The organism is Rhizobium sp. 01L419, from assembly GCF_056400025.1.
Genome location: NZ_JBFTSM010000024.1, coordinates 1 through 19,614, shown reverse-complemented (window position 1 = coordinate 19,614; position 19,614 = coordinate 1). Strand labels below are relative to the sequence as shown.

Below are 19,614 nucleotides of genomic sequence, written 5' to 3'. Positions count from 1 at the left end.
GGAGGATTTCATCATGACCGATAACACGATGCATCTCGCGGCCGAGACCACGGCCAAGAAGAAGATGAACCTTGTGCAACTCACCTTCATCGTCGCCGTCAACATGATGGGCTCGGGCATCATCATGCTGCCTGCCAATATGGCCCAGGTCGGCGCGATCTCGCTATTGTCCTGGCTGGTCACCGCTGTCGGCTCGATGGCAATCGCCTATGGCTTTGCCCAGGCGGGGCTGTTCAATCAGCGCCCCGGTGGCATGTCCGCTTACGCGGAAGATGCCTATGGGAAAGACGGCTACTTCATGGTGTTCTTCCTGTATTTCCTCTCGCTCGCCGTCGGCAACGTGGCGATCGGGATTTCGGCCGTCGGCTATCTTGCCGGCTTCTTTCCGGTGCTGACCTCGACACCGATCATGACCTGCCTGGCGCTGATCGTGCTCCTGTGGCTGACCACGGCCGCCAATTTCGGCGGTCCGCGCATCACTGGCCGTATCGGCTCGATCACCGTCTGGGGCGTCATCCTTCCCGTCGGGCTGCTGTCGATTATCGGCTGGCTCTGGTTCAGCTCCAGCACGTTCGCAGCTGCCTGGAACCCGAAAGGACTATCGCTCGCGCAGGGCATGGGATCGAGCATCTCGCTCACGCTCTGGGCTTTCCTCGGCATGGAGTCCGCGGCACAGAACTCCGATGCGGTTGAAAACCCCAAGCGAGACGTGCCGCTCGCCTGCATGTTCGGCACGCTGGGAGCGGCCGTCATCTACATCCTGTCGACGACGGTTATTCAGGGCATCGTGCCGAACGCGGATCTCGCCACCTCTACTGGGCCGTTCGCACTCGCCTATGCCACGATGTTCAATCCGACAATCGGTTCGATAATCATGGCGCTCGCTGTGCTGGCCTGCCTTGGCTCGCTACTCGGCTGGCAGTTTACAATCGCCCAGACGGCGAAAACCGCTGCCGACGAGCGGATGTTCCCATCTCTATTTTCGGGGGTGAACGAGATGGGTGCGCCTGTCAGGGGCATGATCATTCTGGGCATCGTACAGACCTGCCTTGCCTTGATGACCATATCGCCGACGCTGAGCGAACAGTTCTCTGCACTGGTCAATCTCGCGGTGGTCACGAACGTACTGCCTTATATCATCGCGCTGTCTGCCCTGTTCGTCATGATGAAGGCAGCCCGCGTGCCCCCAGCGAAATACCGGCTGAATGCCACGATCGCTCTTATCGGCATGGCCTACAGCGTCTTCGCCATCTACGCCTCCGGCAAGGATGCGGTGCTCGGCGGCATGATCGTCACAGGTATTGGTTTCATCATTTACGGCCTGATCGCCCCGCGTTTCGCCAGCGGCGTGAACCGGGTTCCGGCTGAGTAACAGAGGGAGGACCAGACATGTCAGGAAAAAATGATCACTGGGCGGTTATCGCCGTCTCTGTCCTCGCCGCGACGGCAACGTCGGCTCTCAGCACGCCCGCGGTGGCTCAAACACTCGACCGCGTCAGGACAAGCAGTGCGCTGAAGCTTGGCTACGATCCGGATGCGAGGCCCTTTTCCTTCGCCGAGCAGGGCAAGCCGAACGGCTACGCGGTTGCAATCTGCAACAAGATCGCCGATAGCCTGCGGGCGCAGCTGAATCTGCCGAAGCTCGACGTGGAATGGGTCCCTCTTTCCGGTGACGAGAAAGCGCAGGCCATACAGGCCGGCGCTGCGGATCTTGTCTGCGGGGCAGAGCCGGTAACGCTGACGCGCCGACAACAAGTGTCGTTCTCTATTCCGATCTTCCCGAGCGGCACCGGCGCGCTCCTCAGCGCCAGCGCTCCGCTGGCGCTGCGGGAAGTGCTGCAATATGGCGAACCATCAAACCGCCCCGTCTGGCGTGGTTCACCGGCCCGAACGATCCTGGAACACAAGACATTCTCATCAATCGCCGGTACGACGAGCGAGGGCTGGCTCTCCGACAGGATCAAGACTTTCCAGCTCGCAGCGACCGCAACGCCCGTCAACAACTATCAGCAGGGGATCGAGCGTGTCCTGGACGGCAGTTCGGCAGTCCTCTTCGGCGACATGCCGATCCTTATGGATGCTGCCGCCCGCAGCGACAATTCCGGTAATCTCATTGTCCTGCAGCGGCATTTCACTTATGAGCCGCTCGGCCTTGAGCTGGCGCGCGGAGATGAGGACTTCCGTCTTGCTGTCGATCGCGCGCTGAGCCAGGCCTATGCCGCGCAGGATTTCCGGACATTCTTCACCACCTGGTTCGGACCGCCGGACGAACCGACCGTGACATTCTTCCGGCAGACGGCGCTGCCGGAATAGCACTGCGCATTGCGGCCGATCATCGACCGTCGAAGAAAGCGGCGTGCTCCGGAGCAGGTCCTTCCGACCCGCACCCCGCCTGCATACCGATCTGACGAACATGGATTCTGGCAACCGGACGGAGTGACGGGGTGAGCCTCCTTTGGAAAGAAATTCGTGACAACCCGATGTTGTGGCTGCTCGTCGCGGTGCCGGTAGTCTTCGTTGCTGCCCAGGTCGCACCTGAGGCTCATACTCTGCTCTTCATCCTGTCGGTGCTAGCCGTCATACCGCTCGCCGGTCTCCTCAGCCATGCGACAGAGTCCGTGGCAGCAAAAACGGGTGACGCCGCCGGCGGGTTGCTCAATGCCACGCTGGGAAATCTGACCGAACTGGTCATCGCACTGACTGCCCTGCGTGCCGGACAATATACTTTGGTAAAATCATCCATTGCCGGTGCGATCGTCACGAACACGTTGTTCATGCTGGGCGCGTCGTTTTTGCTCGGCGGCCTCAAACATCATAGTCAGGAGTTCAACCGAGCCAATGCGCGCCTTCAGGCGGGCCTGCTCTTCCTCGCCACGATCGGCCTGCTGATGCCGTCAGCTGTTGCTTCGATGGATTCGGCCTCGGCGACTGCCATCATCCACAAACTCAGCTTCGGGCTCGCGATCTTGCTCATCATCGGATACGGGCTGGGGTTGCTGTTCACGCTTAAAACACATCGCGAATTTTTTGCTGCAGCCGAGCACGCACAGTCGGAGGAACCACCGTGGCCAATCGGGATGGCGCTGGCGACGCTTGCCGGTGTCACAATCCTGGTCGCCCTGGTCAGCGAGATCTTCGTCGAGTCCGTGCAGGAGGCAGCCAAGGTGTTCGGTATGACGCCTGCCTTTGTCGGTTTCATCGTCGTTGCACTGGTCGGAGGTGCAGCCGAAATGGCTTCGGCCTTTTCCGGTGCGCGCAAGAACCGTCTCGATTTGAGTGTGGGCATTGCGCTCGGAAGCGCCTCGCAGATCGCTCTGTTCGTCGCACCCGTGCTGATCTTGTTGAGCTATCTGATTGGTCCGACACCGATGGATCTGCAGTTTGCGCCCGGCGTCGTGGTGATGGTTTTCCTGGCGACCATCACGGCGATGTTCGTCACCAATAGCGGACGCTCGGCCTGGTTCGTCGGCGTGTTGGTGCTGATGGTCTACATGATTTTCGCGATGACGCTATATGTTTTGCCCGATCAGACACTATGAGGCGGATCTGCGGGTGCAAAACATGCCAATGAAACCTGGCCATGAATTGACCCATCGGCAAATGCGGCGTCTCTTCTTCGTCGCCTTGGTAAGGCAGCTTCGCATGATCTGGCCAATCGTGTCCGGGGTGGTCCTGGTGATGATCGGATGCGGGCTTGCAATCTGGCGCATCGAAGATTGGCGCCTCGACGAAGCTCTCTATTTCACGTTCGTCACGGGCCTGACCATCGGCTACGGCGACTTTACCCCCAAACATATTTCCGCGCGGATATTGTCATTGATAATCGGCTTTGCCGGGATTGTGCTGACCGGCATTGTCGCTGCCGTCACTGTAAAAGCTTTGAATGCCGACGATTGGAAGCCTTAATTCCGAGTTCGGCTACGCTCCCGCTCTCTGGACCTCGCAACTCGGTCTGACGCGATGTGATCCAACGGAGCCGTTCTTACGAATAATTTCGGGCAACCAATCGGGAACGAGCGGCGTTCCCCTGAGTTCGTGCGATTTGCGGGGTGCGCAGATATACGGAGCTACTTGATGAGCCGAGAACGTGCACGACGGAAATTGATGCTCCGACTTCCCGATATCCGTCATCGTCTCGTGGGCATGACCGGCGAGACGCTTGGCGAAATCTTCGAGGCCTATGATCTGGCCGTCGATGCGCTGGACCGTTTTCGAAACGGGTGCCCGAGAGAAGACAAGCTGATCACCGAATATGAGCAGCTCTGCCTTGAAATAGAGCAGGAGGTTGCCGTCTACTGTGCCGACCGCTGAACCTTTCCGTCCAAGCTGGCGGCAGGCCCATGTTCATATCCGCTCGCTGTCGCCGCAGGCCAGGCCCAAGCTCGCAACAATTCATAGAATACACTGAGGACCACCGGCCCCAGGAATAGGCCGAGAAGTCCATGCGAGAGCGTACCACCGATGACCCCGATCAGGATGACGGGCATCGGGGTCGAGAGACCGCGCGCCATCAATACGGGCTTCAGGACATTGTCGACCACCGTGATCGGGATCGCGAGACAGGTAAAGACAAGAGCGACGGCAAATGGCCAGGAGAACCACGCCCAGATGATCATCGGCAGGAGCACCAGCCCCGGGCCGAGCTGCATCAAGCAGAGCATGAAGACCGCGAAGGTTAGTGCACCGCGTGCGGGAATGTCGAAGAAGGCAAAGCACAAACCGCAAAGCAGCGTCTGCAGGAAGGCGACGCCGATGACACCCCGCGAGACATTTCGCACCGTACTCCCGGCAAGCCGTGCAAAACCCACACCCTTTTCACCGCCGATCCGGTTTGCCAGAAGCTGTACTGTTGCCGCAAGTCGCGTCGCCCGTGTGAGAAACAGGCCGGAAAGCAGGATCGAGGCGACAAAGCTCAAGACGCCGCCGCCGACCGAGGCGAGCTTTGCGACGACAGCGCCCATCACTTCGCGGATGGGCGCTTGAAATTTGATGATCGTGGACGCCAGGTCGCCGGCAATCTGGTTCCAGGTGTCATGGATACGCTCGCCGATGACCGGCCATTCCTTGATGGCTGCCGGCGCTGCAGGCAAGATAAAGTCTTCCGTTCGCAGCTTGCCAATCAACGCCTGAACGGCATCAGCAAAATTGACCGCGACGAGGGCGAGCGGCGCGATAATCAGCACGAGGCAACTGACGACGATGACGAAAGCCGAAATCACCGGCCGGTTGCCGATCAGCCGCGAGAGCGCGTCGAACATCGGAAACAGTGCCACCGCAAGAATGGCCGACCAGATGACGATCAGCGCAAAGGGAGCGATCAGTTCCAGGGTCCAATAGGCAAAAAGCCCGATAATGCCCAACCGGACGAGATCGCTGACCCGCGCTTCTACTGAAATCTGCCCCGCACTGCTCCCTTGCGGGGTCGTATCGCTTACCTGCTCCATGGCTGTATCCATCCCGGCGCGCCTGGCCGGACCCATCGTCACGATGTCGTATCAGGCACCACATGCCGGATCGCATGATCCTCGACATAGGCCGATGGGCGCTTCTGCCGCTTTCCGAGATCCGGCGCGTCGAACTTCAGGCGCTCATAGGGGATCGATTGCAGGATGTGCGAGATGCAGTTGATCCGCGCACGCTTCTTGTCGTCGGAAGGCACGATCCACCAGGGCGCGTGATTGCTGTCGGTCATCCGCAGCATTTCGTCATAGGCGCGCGTATAGTCCCACCAGCGCTGATAGGATTCGACATCCATGGGGCTGAGCTTCCATTGCCGCAACGGGTCGTCGATCCGGCGCTTGAAGCGGCGCTCTTGCTCTTCTTCGCTGACCGTGAGGAAATATTTGAGCAGAATGACGCCGCTTTCGACGATTGCGGCCTCGAAACGCGGGGCGAGTTCAAGGAAGCGCTGTGCCTTCTTCTCGCTGCAGAAGCCCATGACCCGATCGACGCCTGCACGATTATACCAGCTGCGATCGAAGATCACGACTTCGCCGGCGGCCGGCAGATAGGCAATGTAGCGCTGCATGTAGATCTGCGATTTCTCGCGGTCGGTCGGGGCGGGCAGGGCGATTACGCGAAAGACGCGGGGACTGACCCTTTCCGTGATGCGCTTGATCATCCCACCCTTGCCGGCGGCATCACGCCCCTCGAAGACGATGACCACCCGCGCGCCGGATTTCTTGACCCAGGCCTGCAGATGGGCCAGTTCCACCTGCAGGCGGCCGATCTCCTTTTCGTAATCCCATGACTTTTTCTTCTTTTTATCCTTGCCGCTGCGGGGTGCTTCACCATCCGCTAGCTTCGGCTCGTAATTCTCGTCCATGGCTTTCCCTCCTCCTGTCATTTAAGGGGCATTATGCGCCGTCGCGGCGTTGCCGATCTGGTCGATATCGCCAATCAGCGTCCGCAGGGCTTCTTCTCTGCCATTGAAAATATTGTCGGCTCCGACGGTCTTGATGACCCCGGCCCGTTCGAGAATGGCGCGGCTTTCATCACTGAGATCGGCGAAAGCAAAGATGATATTCCGCTTCACGAGAATCTCGGCCACGGCCTCGAGCGCGGTCGCGCCTGTGCTATCGATTTGCGTGATGGCGCTGGCATCGAGCACCAGGCATTTGGTATTTGCGGGAAGCTCCTTGGCGACCGATGTCAGCCGGATGCGCACGTAGTCGGCGTTGTAGAACAGGACGCTGCCCTGGACGGCGAAGACTGCGGCACCGGGGACAGGACGAGCCTCGGGGTAGCGCTGGAGATCGAAGAAGCCATGCCGGCCTTCGATACGACCAAGCAGGCCATCGCGCGGAAACATGGTTTGACGCAGGAGGTAGACGAAGGTTGCGACAATAGCGACAATGACGCCATTGAGGACGCCGAAGCTGATCGCTCCCCACATGGCGATGAGCGCAAAGACAAACTCCATACGGCTGATGCGCCAGATCTTCCTGAGCTCGGGAATATCGATCAGGCTGATGGCAGCCATTGCAAGGATCGCGGCCAGCGCGGGAATGGGAAGGATGCGCAACGCACCATGGAGGAAAACCAGCACGGCGATCAGGGCGGCCGCGGAAACCAGTCCTGAGACCTGCGAAACGCCGCCCGTCGAAAGATTTATCGCGGTTCGAGAATCCGATACGCTGACCGGAAACGAACCGAAAAATCCGGGCGCTATATTGGCTGCGCCAAGGCCGATCAACTCCTGATTGGCGTCGACCTCGTCACCGGTTCGCGACGCGAAGCTGCGCGCCGCGACAATGCCGGAACCGAAGCTGACAAGAAAGATCGCAACCGAACCGGTGACGAGTTTGTCGAGAGGCATTTCATGGATAGGGGGCAGGGAGAAACTCGGAAGTCCGCGCGGTATGTCCCCGACGACGGCGATGCCTTGGCCCCGAAAGTCAAAAATAGCAGAAAGAAGGACCGAGATGATGACGACCAGGATAGGACCTGGAATTCTGAACGGGAAAAAGCGGACGATCCACAGCAGCGCGAACATGGCGAACCCGAGGATGAGCGAGGGCCAATGGATCAGTCCGCTTTTGGCAAGCATTTCGGCGAGCGGCTGGATCAACCCATCGGATTTAATCTTCACTCCCGTGAAACGGCCGATCTGTCCGACAAGGATAGAAAGCGAAACGCCGGCAAAGAACCCGACCAGAATGGGCCGGGAAAGAAAGCTCGCGAGAACGCCAAGTCTCAGTAATTTGGCGGCGAGATAGCAGACGCCGACGCCAAGGGCGAGGGCCGCCGCGATCGCTACCCGGTCGCCGCTGCCCGTGGGATCGGCGGCGATGATCGTGCCCATTGCAGCCGCCAGCACCGACATTGACGCCGCGTCAGGTCCGACGATCAGCAGCCGGGACGGCCCAAAAATCGCATAGGCGATGGGCGCGACGATGCTGGCATAGATACCGGTCTCCGGCGGCAGGCCGGCGATCGCAGGATAGGCAATGGCGCTCGGCAGGCCGACGGCGGCGATCGACAGCCCGGCCGGGATATCGCTGCGGAGCCAATCCCTCTTGAAACCGGTCAAGCCTCGCAACATCGGAAGACTGCCAATCACCGCGCACTCCTATTGCTTCGTCATCGTTCCCTGCATCTCTCCCGGCGCCGCGCTCAGTGCTCCAGGAACACGTAATTCATCCAGCTGCTCATCCGCAGAAGCACCTTGCGCAGGACGGCGACGTGGTGCCAATAATGCGTATAGACGGCGACCTCCGCGACTACGCCGCCGGGCAGCTGGTATTGGTCGGTAGCTTCGAGCAACTCGATGCGTGCCAGTGTCTGTCCGGGAGAGAGCCGCTCGGGCGATTGCGGGTCGATCAACGCGCCGCCGGGCTGTAACTGGCCCTGCGCCATCACGTCGATGACTTCCTGAACCCGTGCCTTGAAGATCTTGCCGGGGACGGCCTTGAAGGCCACCTCCGCCTCGTCGCCGACACGTACGCGCTGCAACGAGTTCTGGATGAAAGCTGCCGCCAGCATGCGATCCTGGCTGTCGATGAAGACCATGACAGGCCTGAGCGGCAGAGGATTGGCCATCATTCCGGGACGAAGGAAGACCTGGGTCACATAGCCATCTGTGGGAGCGCGAACGGTTGTCTGGTCGAGTTCGTATTTGGCGTTATTCAGCTCGGCCTGTAGCCTTGCGACTGTCGGGTTCGTGCCGTTGATCTCGGATTCATAAGCGAGTCTTGCCTGCAATGCCTGCGCACGTGCCGTATCCACTGCTGCCTCTGCGGTCAGATAAATGCCGCGGCGGTTCTCGACCTCAAGCTCGGAATAGACGGCGCTTTTGCCGCTCGACTTTGAATTCTCGTTGGACTGCTGGAATTTTTGAAAGGCCTGCAGTGACCGGTCTCTCGAGGCCTCAGCCCCCGTGACAGCGGAATTGGCGGCATCAAGCGCCGCTTTCAATTGCAGGACGGACTGTTCGGCTTCGGCAAGTGCTGCTTGCTTCTGATCGACCGTGAACTGATAGGGCCGCGGATCTATGCGAAAGAGAACGTCACCCTTCTTCAATGGCGTATTGGCTGCGACAGGCACTTCGACGACCTGACCTCCTACCGTGGGGATAACGGGAGCCGAGGTGAAATAGATTCGCCCATCGCTGGAATAGGGATGATTGTAACTCATCAGAAGCAGGAGGGTGGAGATGAGGAATATCCCGCCAAGCACTGCTGTTGCGAGCGTCCATTGATTGACCGGAATTCTGAATATCTTGAAGATCACCCAGCAAATCGCGGCATAAGTGAGTATCAGGAGTAGGTCCATCAGGCGTCCTCCTTCTCCGGCTTGCGTGCCTCAAGCTCGGCAATCCGCGAATGGAGACGGGCGATTTCTGCATCCGCTTCCGTCTCCGCCGATAATTTTCCGTCACTACGGATGCCCCAGCCACGATCCTCGCGGTAGAGCGTTGCCCAGATGAACAGGAACGGCCAGATGGCGTGCAACGTGAAGAGGCTGACCCATCCAGCAACGTGAATGGCATCCTGATGAGGATGATTGCGCGCCTTGGCGATCAGATGAGGAATGTCGTGGATCGCGATCACCGCATAAAACAGCGTGACCACGACGAAGACCAGCACGCCCAAGGCAAAATAGTCAAGAAACACAGCCGCTCCCTTCCGGCTGGTCTTGCCGAGCCGTTCGATCGCTATCGACGCGGGATATTAGGCCCGTTTTGGCGCTGAGGCCCGTAGCATCGCGTAACCTCTATCGGGGCGTCGGCAGCGGCTGCGCCCAGGCGGATCGTCCTTGCAGAAATCAAAAGAGGCGGGAACGGCAAGGGGGATGTCAATCCGGCCTCTGCGTCCCGAATTCGCCACGATTTTTGGAAGTCGGCTAATGTAAGATCACGTATTTTACGTCTGCCGCCGATCCGCCTGTTATATAGTTCACGCATCTGCTTAGCGCAGTTCGGCGGCGGGGGCGGAGATGGTGCCGGGAGAAAGTGGATCGACATATTTGTCCGTCCTTGAGACGGCTGAGACTTATTTCCCCGACCAGAAGCGGGTGGTGCAGCGGCTTTTCTATGTAAACGAGGCCTTTCACAGCATGTGCGAAGATCTCACTGCAGCAGCACAGGCTCTGGCGCATGTCGAGCGGTTGCCCGAGACGGTTAGGGAGGCGCGGCGGCAGGAATATGCGGGCCTCGTCGAGGCCCTGGTGAAAGAGATGGGGGAGGCGATCACCCAATCGAAAATAGTCGTGCTCCGGCGGTCGCCGCAAACCGGCCCGAAGTTTCCGTAAGCGAATCTGTCATTCAACCAATTAAAGGGAGGTCCATGCGCGATGAAAGCAATTTCCCGCAAACTGCTTTGTGGCAAACTGCTTGGCGGATTGTCAGCTCTGGCAATCATCGCATTGCCGCCTTCGTTCCCCGCGCAGGCGCAAGCTCCCGCGCCGGCAGCAGCCCCGGCCCAGCCAAGTGCCGAAGAGGCTGAAACCACGCGTCTGACGGATGACGAGCTTGAAGTTCTCGTGGCGCGCATCGCGCTCTATCCGGACGAGCTGGTCGCGGCAATTTCGGCCGCCTCGCTTTTTCCACTTCAGATCATCGAGGCGCAGCGCTTCCTGGAGGCGAAAAAGAAGAATTCCGACCTCAAACCCAAGAGCGATTGGGACGGCAGCGTCGTGTCCCTGCTGAACTATCCAGATATCGTCAAGATGATGAGTGAGGATCTCGACTGGACCCAGGCGCTCGCCGATGCGCTCGCCAACCAGCAGAAGGACGTCCTGATTGCCATCCAGCAGCTTCGCGACGAAGCGGTGGAAAAGAACATCATCAAGACGGATGACAAGGTGACGGTCGTCACCGAAAACGACAATATCATCATCCGGCCGACAGATCCGGAAAAGATCTATATCCCGCAATATCCACCGGAAATGCTCTATGAGCCGGGCTATGCGTCGGCGCCGATCTCCTATTATCCCGACTACTACGACAGCTATTATTATCCCGGTGCGGCCTTCTTTGCCGGCGCGGTGACCGGCCTTGCCTGGGCTGCGGTCGTCAATTGGGATGACTGGGGTGTCTGGGGAGGTCGCTGGAACGGCGATATCGATATCGACTGCAATAATTGCCTCAATGATCGTAATTTCAATGGGAAGCTGAAGTGGAACGACGTCGACTGGAGCAAGGTCGATCGCAGCAAGTTGAGCATTGGCAAGGACCAGCTTTCGAAGATGGACCGCTCGGCGATCAAATCCGGCCTGCAGGCCGACAACCGCAACCAGCTGCGCAACCGGGCCAACGATATCCAGGCGAGCCAGAGACCCAGCAATCGCGCCAACGCGGCGCGTGCGGACGATATCCGAAAAAGCACGGCGCAGGGCCTGAAGGACAGACCGCAGGCAAATAGGCCAACGGCAGCAAATAGGCCAGCGGCAGCCAATAGGCCAGCGGCGGCCAATCGGCCGGCCGCATCCCGACCCGAAGCGCGTCCTCAGAAGGCCGCCAATCGCCCGTCCAAACCCGCGCAGAAATCCATCAATAGGCCTAATAAACCGCAGATGGCCGCCAGACCCGACAATCGGGGACGGCAGCCGAGCGCGCTCGGCAATGTCCAGTCCGGCCGCCGTGAGGCGGTTGCCTCGAAACGCGGATCGCAGAGCATGGGCGCCCATCGCCAGTCAGCTCGCCCCGCACAGCATCGGCCGCGCCCGCAGGGTGGCGGCGGCCGAGGCGGCGGCGGCGGCCGAGGTGGCGGCGGTGGACGCCGGTGAGACCTCTTTCCAGTTCAGGGAGTTACATCATGAAACGTCAATCGACCGTAATTCCGCTCATGCTTGCGACACTGCTTTGCGCAATGCCGGCGGCACCTGCGTTTTCGCAAGTGCCGACAGATCTGGCCGAATACCGGGCGGCAACGCCGTCACCGAAATTCGACAGTCCTGAGCTTGCGCTGGACAAGCTCAAATCGGTGCTGGGCTCGAACAATATCGACGACCTTGCCGCTCTGCTCGGCTTGAAACCGGACAAGTTGCGGGCGAGCAACGAGGCGACGATCGCCTACGGACTGATCCGCGAAGGTGCCGAGCGACAGGCGATTTTACGGGATTTCGACGGCATGAAGATCGTTGCGATCGGCGATCGGCTCTGGCCACTGCCGTTTCCGCTGACCGCGGGCAAGGACGGCAAATGGTCCTTCGACACTGAGCGCGGCCTCGAAGAGATCGTCAATCGCCGCATCGGCGAAAATGAACTCGCCACCATCGATACCATGCATGAATATGTCTCGGCACAGTATCAATACGCATCCGAGGACCGTGACGGTGACGGCATCTATGAGTTCGCAAAGAAATTGATCAGCAGCGCGGGCAAGCTTGATGGCCTGTACTGGGATCCGAACGTTTATCCCGAAGAAAGCCCGGCAAGCACGTTGGTCGAAACGGCCGCCTTCGGTGCCGCCAAACGCGGGGAGGGGTACTTCGGCTATCGCTATCGCATCCTTACGTCCCAGGGGGACAATGTGCTGGGCGGCAAGCAGAGCTATCTCGTCAACGGCTATATGACCGGCGGTTTTGCGTTGATTGCCTGGCCCGTCAAATATCGGGTCACCGGCGTTCAGACATTTATGGTTAATGGGTCGAACGTTATCTACCAGCGCGACCTGGGGCCTAAAACGGAAGAACGCGCCGCGGCGATCAAGGAATTCAATCCTGATGCCAACTGGAGCGTCGTAAGCGACTAGGATCTTCGCCGGCGATCTCCCGCGCCGCCGGCGGAACGCGCAAAGCGGCTGCCATGACGCGGTTGGAGTAGCGCTTTCTGCCTGTGACCTCCCGACCGAGCCATTCCGGCAGCTTCGGCCGATCTTCCTCGCTCGCCAGTTCGATCTCGGCGAGGGTCAGCCCCTTACTTATAGGCGCCGGTAAAGACATCCACGTCCCAGTTTCGCCCATCATGGAGGACGCGATAGCGCGTTTTCTCAATGACATGACCGGCTGCGCGCAGGATGAGGTCACGAGCCTCACCAATGGGAATTTCGTACTCGTATTCCTCCTTGGCAAGGCTCAGCGTGCGAAACTTGATCGTCAAGCGCGCTGAACATCCATCGATCACGCGCACGCGGATAGAATTTCGATTGCGACGGGAGAGATAGAGATAAGCTTGCTGCAACACATGAGGCTCGTCGGCGCAGGCGCGCCAACTGTCGTCGCGGACCAGGAACTTCCGTTCGATCTCGGTCGCTTTCACATCGATCGTCCTTCGCTCATGCCTGCTGTTGTCCGTCAGTCGACTGGCGGTTCCCAGGTGAGGAAGAAACCTACGTCTCCAGGCATACCGTCGGGGAAGTTGATGATCATCGCCTTGAGTCCGTAGCCTTGAGGCTTGGCAACCTCCTCGAAGAGTTCGAGAAGTTCCTTTCCCTTTCCCTGCAGCGTTTTCTGCCATCCGGGAAGGTTGTTATTGATGGCCCGGCCGCTATCCGTGCAGAAGGTCGATGGAAAACTGTAGATCAGCGCCTCGTATTTGCCGTCTGCGGCGGCTTTCATCACCAGACGTTTGATGACGGCACGCTCCGTTTCACCAATTTGCTTGCGGAAAAAATCCTCAACGAACTCCGCATGTTTCTTTGCTTCGCGCGCCTTGATCTTTTCGTTGCGCTCCATTTCCAGAAGCTGGAGTTCCAGAGCACGTTTGCGCAGCTCCTCTGCGCTTGACATTGAATGGGATGTGGACGTCTCAGGTGATGTCATCGCCGCCTCCTCCAGAATGCACGGACGATGATAAAGCGCGCGGGCAGGGGAAGGCAGTAAAATACACGTCCGATCCGGTAGGATACGGTATCCTACGCCGGCAAATGCCCGCGAAGATGTGTCCCGGCCACCGGATGATCCATTTATTAGGCTTTTTGTTAATTAGTCCTTTCTTATAAATAGCGTTGCCGTTGCGGCAACTCGGGACTATCGTCCACGACAGTATGCTGCAGGTTGTTAGCAATCGGATTCTGGGGAAAGCCGATGACAAACGCAGGCGTTTACAGGGCCAGCAGCAGCGCGCCTTCGCAGGAGGAGGTGCAGCAGCAACTTGAGCGCATTCTTTCGAGCCCGGAGTTTCGTCTTCCCGAGCGGGCGAGAAGATTCCTCGAATTTGTGGTGACTGAAACACTTGCCGACCGTCGCGAGTATCTGAAGGCCTTTACCATCGCGCAAGCCGTTTTCGGCAGGGATGCGAATTTCGATGCTCAGCAGGATCCATGTGTCCGTATCGAAGCCGGGCGGCTGAGGAGGGAGCTGGAACACTATTACCTGACCGCCGGCGGCACTGACCGGATCATCATCACGATTCCCCTCGGCGGCTATGCGCCGGTTTTCGACGTGAGGCAGGGCGCTGAGCCCACAGGTATGTCGAAACCTGGGCAGTCCAATCAGCCGATGTCGGAGGGAGGCGCTGCACAGCAGGTCGATGTCATCAGGGATACGATCAGCCGAGATGCGATCAGACGAGACAGGGCCAGCAGGCACTTGTCACGACCCCGATCCTGGCTCCTTGCGGGGGGCGTGGTGATCATCCTCGCCGCGGGGGCGGCATTGCTTCAGCATGGAAGGTTGTTCGATACGGGAGCCGAGACGGTGAGGGGGGCTGACAGTCGCCCCACCATCATCGTCGAACGCTTTGAAAATGCTCCCGAAGGGGGACTTGCGTCCGGTATCTCTCGAGGCATTACCGACGATATCATCGAAAAGCTCGTCCCTTTCAACGACATAGTGGTCGTTGCGGTCCTGCCGCGCAGTAAAGAAGGCCAGGCTTCGTCGGAGCCGCTCTACGCTCTCCAGGGAAGCGTCCGGCTGGAAGGCAGCATCCTGCGCTCAACGGCAAGGCTCGTGCGACGGGCGGATGGAGTGGTCATCTGGGCAAATAATTACGATGCCGACATGAAAGTGCAGGGCATCCTGAAAACGCAGTCCAGCCTTGCCGATCATATTGCGGCGGCGGTTGCGCGACCGTTCGGCGTCATGTTCGAGACCGACACCGCGGGCATTGCCGGAAATGCCGACGCTTTCTCCTGCACTCTGTCCTACTACAGCTATCGCAGCGAAATGACTGCGCAGGCGCATGAGGCGGCAAAATCCTGTCTGCAGCGGGCAGTCGAAAAGACACCCGATGTTTCCAATATCACCGCTTTCCTTTCGCTGACCCATCTCGACGAGTTCCGCTTTCCGTACCAGCTGAATACGAAGCCGACTGCCGCGACGCTCAGCGCTGCGAAAGAACTTGCCGAACGCGCCGTACGGCTCGATCCGAAGAATGCGCGCGCTCTTCAAGCACTGATGCTCGCCGATTTTTTCAGCAATGACCTGATCGGAGCCCTGCGTGCCGGCGAGGCCGCCTATGCCAGCAATCCCAACGACACCGAGGTGGCGGGTGAATACGGCTTGCGCCTGTCGATGTCGGGAAAATGGGACATGGGCTGCGAACTGATTTCAAAGGCCATCAGCAGAAATGCCGGACCACACGGATATTACGAAGTCGGAATGGCGCTTTGTGCCTTCATGCGGGGTGACACGCAAGCCGCGGAACTGTGGTCCCGGATGTCAGACCTGAATTACAATCCGATGCATCGCCTCGTATTGCTCTCCATCCTCGGCACGTTGGGAAAAACGGCGGAGGCAAAAGAGCAACTCGACTGGATCGCGCTCAGGTCACCCACATTGATTCCGAACGTCAGGCAAGAGGTCGCCAAGCGGCTGGCGCGGCCCGAAGACCAGGAGCGTTTTCTTGCCGGACTGGTGGCTGCCGGGCTGCCTGTTTCAGACGAAAAGGCGTCAAAGGACTGAAATGATGACACCTAAAGACGGCCGGCCACCGCTATGACAGTGCATCGTTGCAGTCGACCAGTTCGTGGAGGTGACCCCAATCAGCGAGGGTCAACTCATGATAGTGCGAGCGATAACCCATTGGTATCATTCGCAAGTCGCACTTCATCCTTGCCCCTTACAGATGATGTCAAAGCTGATTAGGGCTGCGACGCCGCCAGCCATTTAGAGATGCGACACTGGCATTGCCGGTCAGCCCCCGCTCCGACCGGCTGGGCCGGGTTGCAACGGAGGAGCGGGGGCGGATGATGTCGCTCCCCTTCGGCTTTAGCTTTCTCAGTAGCAATTGCTTCATCGCCGGTTGATAATCGCTTGCCTCTGCTTTTAGAGTTTACCTATGACCCTTGCTCGCAAAATCGTCCTTCGTAGCCCGATCTCGAACGAGGCCGATCTAATAGATTTTGTAGAACTATGCCTCACCGAAGGCGTATCGCTGCTTGCGATCGTCGGGCCTGGAGCAGCCAAGCTTGAGGATCAGGTCGATTGGATCGTTGTTGGTGACGGCAGCAATCCAAGCCGGTTTCTTTGCACCACATCACATCCTGACGAGCCGCTGGATGATGTGCTCGCCATGGCGAATGCTTGGGACGCTGGCGATGGTGGCCGCGTTGAACAGGTATTTCTTTAGGCTACTCAGTTCTATGACGGAATCGTCCCATCACTCCGCCGCCTCCATCTTCGCCAGCGCCTTCTCACGTCCCGCAATCACCTCCGGATCGTTCATGAAATCCGTCCTTGGCCCAGGCTTACGATCCCGCTTCTGATAGCCGTTGGCTGTGCTGCCGTCGCGAATGCCGAACATATGATCTTTTTGTCCGGTGCGTCGGGGGCCGCTCTTGCTGCGCTGCTGTTGTCTGCCAGCCTGCAACTCGGCGACAACAGACAGCATGTCGTCCAGCCGCTTGTTGTCGACGACCTCAGCGCGATGCACTGATCGCAATGTGTCGAAGGTCCTGTAGGGCAGGGCAAAGCTCTCGTGCATGATCTCGAGCCGACCGTCCGGGTAGTCGCAGACGATCACCTTCCGGCCAGCCAATGGCCTGGAGATCTCGGTCGGATCGAGAATGAACAGCACCTTGTCGTAACGCAGTGTCAGGGATTGCGACAGGGTACGGACCTCCTTGCGGCACATGGCGCCATCGAGGTTCTCATGGTCGGCCAGCGCTCGGTGCATATCCTTCGGATTGCGCGGTTGCTTGCCAAAGCGACGATTGAAGTCGGCCATGAACTCAGGCGCATAGGCGTTGGCAGCCTCGATCGTGTCGATGTCGCGAAGCCGTAATTCCTTCACAAGGCGATCCTGCAGCGTCTGATTGGCACGTTCCACCCGGCCCTTGGCCTGCGGGGTGTTGGTGCAGATGATGTCGATGTTCAGCTCATAAAGCGCCCGGCCGAACTGCGTCAGGCCGCTCGTGCGGTCTTTCTCCGACGCATGCGTGGAGCGAAAGACGCCATGCTTGTCGCTGTAGAAGGCTAGCGGTTTACCCCATTGTTGCAGATAGGCCTTCGTCGCATGCAGATAGTCGAACGTGTTCTCCGATCCGGCAAAGCGAAGATGCAAGAGCTTGCCGGTTGCGTCATCGATATAGACGAGCAGGGCGCATTTGGGGCCGCGATTCTCGAACATGGAGTAATCGCGGCGCGACCGTCTCTGGCTTTTGGCTTGTGAGGGTGGTTGCCCCCGATAGGATGGAAAAACGGGCTCTCGATTGGAACCGGGCCCAAACATCGGATGGAGGCAACCGTGAACCAATATATTGGCCTTGATGTTTCATTGAAAGACACCGCAATTTCGATCCGGGAAGATGGGAAACGGATCTGGCGGGGGAAATGTCCTTCAGATCCCAAACTTCTCGTGCAGATAATCCGCAAAAAAGCTCCTCGCGCGCAGCGCGTCGTATTCGAAACGGGACCGCTGTCGACGTGGTTCTATCACGCGCTGACGGGCGAGGGGTTGCCGGCGATCTGCATTGAAGCGCGGCACGCGCAGAAGGTATTGAACGAAACGCTCAACAAGACCGATGCCAACGATGCGGATGGTTTAGCGCAACTCGCTGAAGCAGGCTTTTACAAAGCGGTTCGCGTCAAGTCGTTTGACGCTATGAGGGCCCGCACATTGGTGGCTGCCCGGGAACAGCTCTTGTACATCTCAACGCAACTTGGCAATCAAATCCGCGGCTTGATGAAGACCTTCGGTCTGATCATCCCGAAAGCGAAGGGTCGAGTGTTTGATGGCGATGTGCGGAAGCTTTTGGATGGGAACAGCGAGCTTGCGAAGATTATCTTGCCTCTTTTGGAGGCGTGGCACGATATCCGCAAGCGCGCAGCCGATCTTAGTCGCCAGTTGCTGATAGCGGCACGTGCGAGCCAAGCCGCGAAACTCTTGATGACAATTCCGGGAGTCGGCGCGGTCACAGCGGTGTCCTACGTTACGGCAATTGAAAATCCAGAAAACTTTCGAACGTCGCGCTCGGTTGGCGCCTGGCTTGGGCTGACAACGCGGCGTTATCAGTCAGGCGAGGTCGACTATGACGGCCATATCTCGCGAAGGGGTGACAATCGTTTACGGGGGCTGCTTTATGAAGCGGCGACGGTGCTTTTGACGAGAACCAGTGCCGGGACCGAGAGCAGACTCAAGAGTTGGGGACTTAAGCTGCGCGAGCGACTTGGCTTCAAGCGGGCCGCTGTGGCCGTCGCCCGGAAACTCGCGGTCATCATGCACAGCATGCTCAGGACGGGAGAAGTGTTCAACGCATCGGCTGGCGCGACCATATAGGCGACGCCTTCATCCCTCAGCGCGCCATCTAACTTTGGTGCTGAGCGTCCCTGCTGCGGACGTGGGTTGGATCATTCCGCTTCTGGTGGTTGCAGCTCGTTGAGACTGCGCCTCGAACATTAGGAAGATCCACCTGCGAAAACCATAGTGCGGCGACATTTGTCGACCGCGGAGACAACCCTGCTCCCAGCACTGGATAGCTCTCAAGGACCCGGCCGGTGAGGGCAGATTCCATCCAATCAGTTCAGCCGGGTTGCCTGTCCCGCAAGCCGGCAAGGTCGCTGAATGCTCAAATCCGCTTGACGGATGGAAAGCGATTAGACAACCACCAGTGATGCGAACCATCGATCTGCACCAGTTCGCCAAAGCAGTCGCGCCGGCCGCGTGGCTGGAAAACCCGCTTCTTGCGTTCGCGACGCGAGACCCAGATACCAGTCTCCGTCATCCATTGACGCAGCGTCTCCTTAGCGACCGAAATATGATGCAGTTCGATCAGCTTCTCGCGCGCCAGCGTCGGGCCGAAATCCACGTAACGATCGCGGATGAGGTCCAGCGCCGCATTGCGAAACTCCTCGCTGTGGCGCCGATTGCTCGGGCGCGATCGCTTCTTTGAAACAAGGCCGGCCGGACCATCCTGATCATAGGCCTGCAGCAGCCTGTGGACCTGACTTCGGCTGAGCCCAAGCAGTTCGGCAGCCTGGACGACGCCCAGGCGCCGATCACGGATCTTCTGAATGACTTCGAGGCGATGCAATTCTTTCTGCGACATGGTGATCAAACAGGACATGACGACTCCGACCGCTCATGGTCTCGACCAGGCTGAAGGTCGTCATCCTTGCTCCCGACGTTGGCATTGACCAGAACGTCGAGAGGCGAGACTGTCGCATCTCTAACTGGCCCAACTGTCGCATTACTAAATAGCCCTGGAGAACCTAACCCAAGTGCATCATGCCCGTTTTGCAGGGTAGGGGATCACCTTGCTTCTTGCAAATGTGCGATAAAAACCTCGGCAG

At 58.9% G+C, this 19,614-nt stretch carries 17 protein-coding genes and 3 pseudogenes; 11 read left to right on the top strand and 9 right to left on the bottom strand.

Annotated features, from left to right (window positions below; all coding sequences use genetic code 11):
* The first annotated feature begins 13 nt into the window (after positions 1-13).
* The 5 genes from potE (at position 14) to AC1DUP_RS32635 (ending at position 4,311) form a co-directional block, all read left to right on the top strand.
* A complete protein-coding gene (potE, locus tag AC1DUP_RS32655; RefSeq protein WP_113307619.1) occupies positions 14-1,372 on the top strand; it encodes a putrescine-ornithine antiporter in 1,359 nt (452 codons plus the stop codon).
* Between the two features lie 17 nt (positions 1,373-1,389).
* Entirely contained in the window at positions 1,390-2,313 is a 924-nt protein-coding gene (locus AC1DUP_RS32650; protein ID WP_113307620.1) for an amino acid ABC transporter substrate-binding protein, read from the top strand.
* 131 nt (positions 2,314-2,444) lie between these two features.
* Positions 2,445-3,539: a calcium/proton exchanger gene (gene cax / locus AC1DUP_RS32645; protein ID WP_113307621.1), complete on the top strand. Its 1,095-nt coding sequence runs from the start codon at positions 2,445-2,447 to the stop codon at positions 3,537-3,539.
* Positions 3,540-3,600: 61 nt separating this feature from the next.
* Positions 3,601-3,906, top strand: a complete 306-nt coding sequence (locus tag AC1DUP_RS32640; protein WP_477836816.1) for a potassium channel family protein — start codon at positions 3,601-3,603, stop codon at positions 3,904-3,906.
* Between the two features lie 168 nt (positions 3,907-4,074).
* Positions 4,075-4,311: a hypothetical protein gene (locus tag AC1DUP_RS32635; protein ID WP_113307623.1), complete on the top strand. Its 237-nt coding sequence runs from the start codon at positions 4,075-4,077 to the stop codon at positions 4,309-4,311.
* On the opposite strand, the gene AC1DUP_RS32630 is transcribed toward AC1DUP_RS32635, so the two are convergent.
* Genes AC1DUP_RS32630 through AC1DUP_RS32610 form a run of 5 tightly spaced genes read right to left on the bottom strand, consistent with a single transcriptional unit; the run spans position 4,293 to position 9,614 of the window.
* Positions 4,293-5,444: an AI-2E family transporter gene (locus AC1DUP_RS32630; protein WP_113307637.1), complete on the bottom strand. Its 1,152-nt coding sequence runs from the start codon at positions 5,442-5,444 to the stop codon at positions 4,293-4,295. The genes AC1DUP_RS32635 and AC1DUP_RS32630 overlap by 19 nt on opposite strands.
* Before the next feature lie 38 nt (positions 5,445-5,482).
* Positions 5,483-6,325 carry a polyphosphate kinase 2 gene (gene ppk2, locus AC1DUP_RS32625; RefSeq protein WP_113307624.1) on the bottom strand — a complete coding sequence of 281 codons (843 nt, stop codon included), beginning with the start codon at positions 6,323-6,325 and terminating at the stop codon, positions 5,483-5,485.
* Positions 6,326-6,346: 21 nt separating this feature from the next.
* Positions 6,347-8,062, bottom strand: a complete 1,716-nt coding sequence (locus tag AC1DUP_RS32620; RefSeq protein ID WP_113307625.1) for a SulP family inorganic anion transporter — start codon at positions 8,060-8,062, stop codon at positions 6,347-6,349.
* A 53-nt stretch (positions 8,063-8,115) separates the two neighbouring features.
* Positions 8,116-9,273, bottom strand: coding sequence for an HlyD family secretion protein (locus AC1DUP_RS32615; protein ID WP_113307626.1), 1,158 nt, complete (start codon positions 9,271-9,273; stop codon positions 8,116-8,118).
* The gene (locus AC1DUP_RS32610; RefSeq protein ID WP_113307627.1) at positions 9,273-9,614 is read right to left on the bottom strand and encodes a DUF3302 domain-containing protein; all 342 of its coding nucleotides are present in this window, start codon (positions 9,612-9,614) and stop codon (positions 9,273-9,275) included. The genes AC1DUP_RS32615 and AC1DUP_RS32610 overlap by 1 nt, the downstream gene beginning before the upstream one ends.
* 322 nt (positions 9,615-9,936) lie before the next feature.
* On the opposite strand from AC1DUP_RS32610, the gene AC1DUP_RS32605 reads away from it, so the two are divergent.
* The 3 genes from AC1DUP_RS32605 to AC1DUP_RS32595 are packed head-to-tail and all read left to right on the top strand — an operon-like array spanning position 9,937 to position 12,695.
* Entirely contained in the window at positions 9,937-10,251 is a 315-nt protein-coding gene (locus tag AC1DUP_RS32605; protein WP_113307628.1) for a hypothetical protein, read from the top strand.
* A 42-nt stretch (positions 10,252-10,293) separates the two neighbouring features.
* Complete coding sequence (locus AC1DUP_RS32600) at positions 10,294-11,727, top strand: DUF3300 domain-containing protein (protein ID WP_477836807.1); 1,434 nt, start codon at positions 10,294-10,296, stop codon at positions 11,725-11,727.
* A gap of 29 nt (positions 11,728-11,756) precedes the next feature.
* On the top strand, positions 11,757-12,695 hold the full coding sequence (locus AC1DUP_RS32595; RefSeq protein ID WP_113309423.1) for a DUF2950 family protein: 939 nt from the start codon (positions 11,757-11,759) through the stop codon (positions 12,693-12,695).
* Here AC1DUP_RS32595 and AC1DUP_RS32590 read toward each other — a convergent pair.
* Positions 12,658-13,201: pseudogene (locus AC1DUP_RS32590) on the bottom strand (CYTH domain-containing protein). The gene AC1DUP_RS32595 and the pseudogene AC1DUP_RS32590 sit on opposite strands and share 38 nt — an antisense overlap.
* A 35-nt stretch (positions 13,202-13,236) precedes the next feature.
* Entirely contained in the window at positions 13,237-13,704 is a 468-nt protein-coding gene (locus AC1DUP_RS32585) for a hypothetical protein (protein ID WP_113296451.1), read from the bottom strand.
* Between the two features lie 264 nt (positions 13,705-13,968).
* Here AC1DUP_RS32585 and AC1DUP_RS32580 point away from each other — a divergent pair, with 264 nt between their 5' ends.
* Both AC1DUP_RS32580 and AC1DUP_RS32575 read left to right on the top strand, forming a co-directional pair.
* Positions 13,969-15,786 (top strand): hypothetical protein, encoded by a 1,818-nt coding sequence (locus AC1DUP_RS32580; RefSeq protein ID WP_113309424.1) that lies wholly within the window; start codon positions 13,969-13,971, stop codon positions 15,784-15,786.
* 376 nt (positions 15,787-16,162) lie between these two features.
* Entirely contained in the window at positions 16,163-16,453 is a 291-nt protein-coding gene (locus AC1DUP_RS32575) for a hypothetical protein (protein ID WP_113309425.1), read from the top strand.
* Positions 16,454-16,483: 30 nt separating this feature from the next.
* Here AC1DUP_RS32575 and AC1DUP_RS32570 read toward each other — a convergent pair.
* Positions 16,484-17,449: pseudogene (locus tag AC1DUP_RS32570) on the bottom strand (ISNCY family transposase); the annotation flags it as partial.
* 120 nt (positions 17,450-17,569) lie between these two features.
* Here AC1DUP_RS32570 and AC1DUP_RS32565 point away from each other — a divergent pair.
* The gene (locus AC1DUP_RS32565) at positions 17,570-18,601 is read left to right on the top strand and encodes an IS110 family RNA-guided transposase (protein WP_113309630.1); all 1,032 of its coding nucleotides are present in this window, start codon (positions 17,570-17,572) and stop codon (positions 18,599-18,601) included.
* Between the two features lie 307 nt (positions 18,602-18,908).
* Here the strand turns inward: AC1DUP_RS32565 and AC1DUP_RS32560 are convergent.
* A pseudogene (locus AC1DUP_RS32560) lies at positions 18,909-19,388 on the bottom strand (helix-turn-helix domain-containing protein); the annotation flags it as partial.
* Between the last annotated feature and the right edge of the window lie 226 nt (positions 19,389-19,614).

Excerpts from the sequence above, each read along its gene's own strand:
- ppk2 (WP_113307624.1), bottom strand. The coding sequence starts at position 6,325 with ATGGACGAGAATTACGAGCCGAAGCTAGCGGATGGTGAAGCACCCCGC.
- AC1DUP_RS32615 (WP_113307626.1), bottom strand. The coding sequence starts at position 9,273 with ATGGACCTACTCCTGATACTCACTTATGCCGCGATTTGCTGGGTGATC.
- AC1DUP_RS32640 (WP_477836816.1), top strand. The coding sequence starts at position 3,601 with ATGCGGCGTCTCTTCTTCGTCGCCTTGGTAAGGCAGCTTCGCATGATC.
- AC1DUP_RS32650 (WP_113307620.1), top strand. The coding sequence starts at position 1,390 with ATGTCAGGAAAAAATGATCACTGGGCGGTTATCGCCGTCTCTGTCCTC.
- AC1DUP_RS32575 (WP_113309425.1), top strand. The coding sequence starts at position 16,163 with ATGACCCTTGCTCGCAAAATCGTCCTTCGTAGCCCGATCTCGAACGAG.
- AC1DUP_RS32605 (WP_113307628.1), top strand. The coding sequence starts at position 9,937 with ATGGTGCCGGGAGAAAGTGGATCGACATATTTGTCCGTCCTTGAGACG.
- AC1DUP_RS32630 (WP_113307637.1), bottom strand. The coding sequence starts at position 5,444 with ATGGAGCAGGTAAGCGATACGACCCCGCAAGGGAGCAGTGCGGGGCAG.
- potE (WP_113307619.1), top strand. The coding sequence starts at position 14 with ATGACCGATAACACGATGCATCTCGCGGCCGAGACCACGGCCAAGAAG.
- AC1DUP_RS32600 (WP_477836807.1), top strand. The coding sequence starts at position 10,294 with ATGAAAGCAATTTCCCGCAAACTGCTTTGTGGCAAACTGCTTGGCGGA.
- AC1DUP_RS32585 (WP_113296451.1), bottom strand. The coding sequence starts at position 13,704 with ATGACATCACCTGAGACGTCCACATCCCATTCAATGTCAAGCGCAGAG.
- AC1DUP_RS32580 (WP_113309424.1), top strand. The coding sequence starts at position 13,969 with ATGACAAACGCAGGCGTTTACAGGGCCAGCAGCAGCGCGCCTTCGCAG.
- AC1DUP_RS32635 (WP_113307623.1), top strand. The coding sequence starts at position 4,075 with ATGAGCCGAGAACGTGCACGACGGAAATTGATGCTCCGACTTCCCGAT.
- AC1DUP_RS32595 (WP_113309423.1), top strand. The coding sequence starts at position 11,757 with ATGAAACGTCAATCGACCGTAATTCCGCTCATGCTTGCGACACTGCTT.